Below are 4,525 nucleotides of genomic sequence, written 5' to 3'. Positions count from 1 at the left end.
ATCCCGCCGTCCAGCCGGATGCACTGGCCGTTGAAATACGTGTTCCGCGCCAGCTCGAGCGCCAGCGAGGCATACTCCTCCGGCTTGCCGAGCCGTTTCGGAAACGGAACCGACGCCGCCAGCGAATTCAGCACCTTTTCCGAGGCGCGCAGCATGAGCGGCGTCGCGAAGATGCCAGGCATGATGCAGTTCACGCGGATGCCGAGGTCCATCAGGTCGCGCGCCATCGGCAGCACGAGGCCGTTGACGCCCGCCTTGCATGATCCGTACACGACCTGTCCGATCTGCCCGTCCTGCGCAGCGACCGATGCAGTCAGCGTAATGCTGCCCCGCTCGCCGTCTTCCAGTTCCGGAAGGTAGGCCATCCCTTCCGCCGACATCGAGGCGATACGGTAGGAAGCGACCAGCACGCCTTCGGCGCCGAAGGCATAGTCGGCCGTTGGCAGGCGTTTGTACTTCGCGTTGTCCTTGTCCCAGCTCAGCGTCTTGCCGCCCTTTGCCGCCATCGCGCAGTGCACGGTGATGCGCTCCTGGCCATGTGCCTTCCGGGCCTTCTCGAAGCCCGCCACGCAACTGTCTTCGCTCATGATGTTCACATTGCAGAAGATGCCGCCGAGTTCCCGGGCGGTTGCTTCGCCGGCCTCTTCATTGATGTCGAAGATGGCAACCTTGGCGCCCGCCTTGGCGAGGGCGCGCGCGGTGGCCTGGCCAAGGCCGGAGGCGCCGCCCGTCACGACGGCGGCGGTGTCTTTGGTGATCTGCATGGTGGTCTCCCTTGGGTATCTTTTGTCTGTCTGCGGATGGATCAGGCGGGCTCGGCAACGAAGCCCTTCCAGGTTTTCATGTAGGTGAGGAAGGCCGGGCCGAGGCCTTCGGCCTTCAGGTGCGCTTCCGGCACAGGCAGGGCGATCGGCTGGAAGCCGGCATCCGCCGCCACCTTTTCCGGAAAGTCATGGTGCAGGATCGCCGCGCGCCCGATCACCACATAGTCGAGCCCGTCATCCAGCGCGCGCTGGCAATGCGCGCCGGTCGTGATCTTGCCGGCGGCGCCCAGCCGGCACTTACCGCGCGCCAGGTCGCTGAACCATTGCAGCAGCGACTTGCCCTTGAAGCCCGCGTCCTCCGGCTCCTTGAAAACATCCCAGAGCGACATATCGAGATAATCCACCTTGCCGCCCAGCATCAGGCTTTCGGCAAGCCGCAGGATCTCGCCGATATCCATGCCGAAACGCTCGGGCGACAGGCGCACACCCAGCGAGAAATCCTTGCCGCAGGCCGCGCGCACGCCGTCGATACATTCGTCGAGGAAGCGGCGCCGGTTCTCCGCGCTGCCGCCGTATGCGTCAGTGCGCAGGTTCACCTCTGCCGAAAGGAACTGGCAGATCAGGTAGCCATGCGCGCCGTGCAGCTCCACGCCGTTGAAGCCGGCTTTTTCCGCGCGGATCGCCCCCGCAATGAACGCATCGCGTGAGGCCTTCACTTCGTCGAGGCTCATCGCCCGAGCGCCGAACTCTTCGTTCGCGGAGGGGCAATGCGGCGCCTCGCCGATCAGCTCCCTGGGCGAGCGCATGCCGGCATGGTGCAGCTGCACCACCGAATGCGTGCCCTGCGCGTTCAGCGCCGACGCCAGCCGCGTCAGGCCCGGCAGGTGCCTGTCATGGAAAATGCCCAGCTGTCCGGGAAAGCCTTGTCCCGCCGCCTGTACATGCGCAGCGCAGGTCATGGTCAGGCCAAAGCCCCCTTCGGCCCGCTTTGTCAGCCAGCGAAACTCGTCATCGCTGAGCACGCCGTCCGCATGGCTCTGGAGATTGGTCAGCGGCGCCAGCATGAAACGGTTCTTCATGGCCGGGCCGCGCGCGAGGGAGAGGCGAGAATGGAGGTCTGTCATGCCTCCACCATGGCGCCCATAGCGCGCAGGTCAATTCTGCCGCCGGGGCAGGGCGCCGGCGTCCGGGGCGGAATTGACGGCGCGGTCGTTGCGCGAACAAGATGGCACCTGGAGGCTGATGCATGACGGATAAAACTGAAGATGCCGCGCGGGCGCTCCTCGCAGAGCTTGTGCCTGCATCTCCGAGCGCCGCGCCCGGCCAGAACATTCTACCACCGAACACCCGGCGTGATGTCGGCGCGACGCCGCTCTGGCGCGCGCATGAGGGGCCCGCCACCCTGTTCGTCCATGGCTGGGACGACACGCACCGCATCTGGCGCCGGTTCGCGCAGGACTTCATCGTCAACGCCCGCCCCGTGCTGCTGATGGACCTGCCCGCCCACGGCGCTTCGAAATCCACCGAGTTCGGGGGCGAACATGCGGGCCGCTCGGTCCACGCCGTATGGGAGGCCGAGGCACCGCTCGATGCAATCATCGCCCATTCGTTCGGATGCGTCGCGACGGCAAATGCGCTGAAGAACGGCGCCAGGGCCGACTATGTCATCCTGATTGCGCCGCCCGTCCTCGGCTGGGCGGAAAGCAAGCGCCGCACCGGCACTGAGCCAGCCGTCATCGACCGCGCGCTGGAAATCTTTGAGGCGTCCGGCGGCGGCGAGCTCGCCCCGTTCGATTTTGCGGGCGCGCTGTCCGGCTATGAGGGGAAGCTGCTCTTCATCGGCTCGGACGCAGACATCGTCTGCCCGCTCGAAGACATCGAAATCGTCGCCGCCAGATTGCCCCGTGCGGAAGTCTATGGCGTTTCCGGCCCCGATCACCGCGCGCTGTGCCTCGACCGCGAGGTGCTGTCGAAAATCCTCGACTTCCTTGGCTATACCTGAGCGCGCGCCGACGCTTATCCCTCGCTGATGTCCGCCCCCAGCAGCGCCATATGCCCCAGGAATTCCGGATAGCTCGTGTCGATCATCGAGACGTCATCCACGCTCACCGGCTTTTGTGCCGCAGTTCCCATCACCAGCGCGCTCATCGCGATACGGTGATCGTGGTGCGTGGCCACGAGGCCGCCGCCCGGCACCGGTCCGCCGCAGCCTTCAACAACAAAGCCGTCTGCAGTCTCCTCCACGCCAACGCCGTTGCCTCGCAGCATGGCGACGATAGCCTTGATCCGGTCGCTCTCCTTGACGCGCAGTTCGTCCGCGCCGGTCACCCGCGTCTCACCTCTGGCGAACGCCGCCAGCACAGCGAGTATGGGAAACTCGTCAATCATTGAGGCGACCAGCCGCTCTGGCACTGCAATCCCGGTTAGGCCTGCATAGCCCGAATGCAGGTCGATCAGCCGCTCGCCGGCCGCTTCCCCGCGCTCTTCGGCGCCGAGATGCGCGCCCATCAGGTTCGCCGCGTCATAGAAGCCCGACCGCGTCGGGTTCGACATCACGCCCTCGACCATCACATCGCCCTGCGGCGACACGATGCCCGCCGCGATCAGAAAAGCTGCCGAGGACGGGTCGCCCGGAATGGCGGCGTCGAGCGCGAAGAGGGGCTGCTTGCCCCTGATGGAAATTTCAGTCTCGCCGCTACCCGGCCGGGCCGAGAAGCTGATTTTCGCGCCGAAGCCCTGCAGCATCCGCTCAGTATGATCCCGCGTCGCCCTGGCCTCCAGCACCGTGGTCGTGCCCACTGCATTGAGACCGGCCAGCAGGATGGCGGACTTCACCTGAGCGCTCGCCTGCGGCGGCTTGTAACAGATCGCGTTCAGGGCGCTCGATCCTGTCAGCGCAAAGGGCAGGCGCCCCTCTTTGCCGGCAGTGTCCTGCATCCCCATCTGGCGCAGCGGATTAAGCACCCGGTTCATCGGCCGGGAAGAGAGGGACGCGTCCCCGCACAGCTCCGCCGTCAGGTCAAATCCGGCCATCACACCCATCATCAGGCGCGATCCGGTGCCCGAATTGCCGAAATCCAGCACGTCTTTGGGCGACCTCAACCCAGCCCCACCGACCCCCGTCACCTCCCAGGCGCCGGGGCCGGTATTGGTCACGGCGGCCCCCAGCGCGGCCATCGCCCGGCCGGTCCGGATGACATCGTCCCCCTCGAGCAGGCCGGCAAACCGGCTCGTCCCGGCGGCCAGGCCCCCGAAGATAAGAGCCCGGTGGCTGCAGGATTTGTCGCCCGGCGCGCGGATGGAACCGGCGAGGCGCCGGACGGGTCGGCTGGTCCAGACCATGGTGGAAAGCCCTGTATTAAAGGAGATCAAGTCGGCAATTCGGGCTTTGACAGCGCCGGGCGTTCATGGCAAGCGCGCGGCCAACTTCAAATTGGCTTTCCCACTCACAAAAAGGAGCGCGTGCCCGTGTCCAAGGACAAGCTCGGTATCAAGCAGGTCTGTCCGTCCTGCGAATCGCGATTCTACGACCTGAAAAAGCGTCCGGCCGTCTGCCCCAAGTGCGGCGCGGTGTTTGACCCCGAAGACGAGGTGATCCGCACCACCATCACCAAGGTGAAGGCGAAAGCCGCCCGCGCCGCGGTCAAAGCCGTGGCCGAGGATGACGACGAGGCCGAGGAAGAGGATGACGCCGTTATCCGCGACGATGACGATGACGCCGCCGAGACCGAAGAGGTCGAGGACGACGAGGATGAAGAGGA

Annotated in this window: 5 protein-coding genes; 2 read left to right on the top strand and 3 right to left on the bottom strand. The window is 65.8% G+C overall.

The window, feature by feature from the left end:
* Both WEA77_RS10750 and WEA77_RS10745 read right to left on the bottom strand, forming a co-directional pair.
* Positions 1–764: SDR family oxidoreductase (locus WEA77_RS10750; RefSeq protein WP_368067876.1), on the bottom strand; the 764-nt coding region annotated here is incomplete at its 3' end.
* A gap of 41 nt (positions 765–805) precedes the next feature.
* Complete coding sequence (locus WEA77_RS10745) at positions 806–1,888, bottom strand: NADH:flavin oxidoreductase (protein WP_368067875.1); 1,083 nt, start codon at positions 1,886–1,888, stop codon at positions 806–808.
* A gap of 122 nt (positions 1,889–2,010) precedes the next feature.
* Between WEA77_RS10745 and WEA77_RS10740 the strand changes: the two genes are divergently transcribed.
* Positions 2,011–2,766: an alpha/beta fold hydrolase gene (locus WEA77_RS10740; protein WP_368067873.1), complete on the top strand. Its 756-nt coding sequence runs from the start codon at positions 2,011–2,013 to the stop codon at positions 2,764–2,766.
* A gap of 14 nt (positions 2,767–2,780) precedes the next feature.
* Here the strand turns inward: WEA77_RS10740 and aroA are convergent, their stop codons facing one another.
* Positions 2,781–4,106, bottom strand: coding sequence for a 3-phosphoshikimate 1-carboxyvinyltransferase (gene aroA / locus WEA77_RS10735; RefSeq protein WP_368067892.1), 1,326 nt, complete (start codon positions 4,104–4,106; stop codon positions 2,781–2,783).
* 126 nt (positions 4,107–4,232) lie between these two features.
* Between aroA and WEA77_RS10730 the strand changes: the two genes are divergently transcribed.
* Positions 4,233–4,525 (top strand): TIGR02300 family protein (locus WEA77_RS10730; RefSeq protein ID WP_368067872.1); only part of this gene is annotated, 293 nt, incomplete at its 3' end.

It is taken from the genome of Hyphomonas sp., assembly GCF_040882205.1.
Classification (GTDB): Bacteria; Pseudomonadota; Alphaproteobacteria; order Caulobacterales; family Hyphomonadaceae; genus Hyphomonas.
Note: the sequence above shows the minus strand (reverse complement) of the source record. Positions and strands in the feature narration are given on the sequence as shown.

Excerpts from the sequence above, each read along its gene's own strand:
- WEA77_RS10745 (WP_368067875.1), bottom strand. The coding sequence starts at position 1,888 with ATGACAGACCTCCATTCTCGCCTCTCCCTCGCGCGCGGCCCGGCCATG.
- WEA77_RS10740 (WP_368067873.1), top strand. The coding sequence starts at position 2,011 with ATGACGGATAAAACTGAAGATGCCGCGCGGGCGCTCCTCGCAGAGCTT.
- aroA (WP_368067892.1), bottom strand. The coding sequence starts at position 4,106 with ATGGTCTGGACCAGCCGACCCGTCCGGCGCCTCGCCGGTTCCATCCGC.